The sequence below is a fragment of the Cupriavidus sp. 05N40 genome (genome assembly GCF_056397305.1).
This window is the reverse complement of sequence record NZ_JBFTND010000476.1, coordinates 1-457: the sequence shown is the minus strand read 5'-3', so window position 1 is coordinate 457 and position 457 is coordinate 1. Positions and strand designations below refer to the sequence as shown.

Here is a 457-nt window from a genome sequence, read left to right as displayed (position 1 = left end):
GCGCTTGCCCTGGCTGCGCGGTCTTGCTGTCCGCCACGGCCGCAGTCTCAGCCTGCTTCTCCTGCGTCTCCGGCTTCTCCGGCTTTTGCGTGGTGCGGGGCGTGTCCGGCAGCAGCAAGGCGCCGTCCCGCAAATCGAGCTGGCGCAGCACCACCTGCAGCGACAGCGCCGCGACGCCGAGCGTGGCTGCAAGCACGCCCAGCGCGGGCCACCAACGGCGTGCCGCGCGTCCTGGCGCAGGCTTTGCCGGCGCATCGCCGTCTTGCTGCGCGGCTTCGGCCTGTTCGCGCAGCCATGCCTGCGCCGCCGCGCTGACCGGTGCGCCAAGCACGCGCTGCGTGTCGTCGCCGCGCCGTACTTCGGTCAGCACGGCCGCGCGCCGCGCGGCCTGTGCCGCCTGCAGGCGCGCGGCTTCCTCCATCACGGCAGCCTGCAGTCCGGGCGGCGGGGCGAACAC

General features: G+C 74.4%; 1 pseudogene. It reads right to left on the bottom strand.

Annotation, left to right across the window (positions count from 1 at the left end):
• Positions 1-457: pseudogene (locus AC1DO7_RS41525) on the bottom strand (hypothetical protein); the annotation flags it as partial.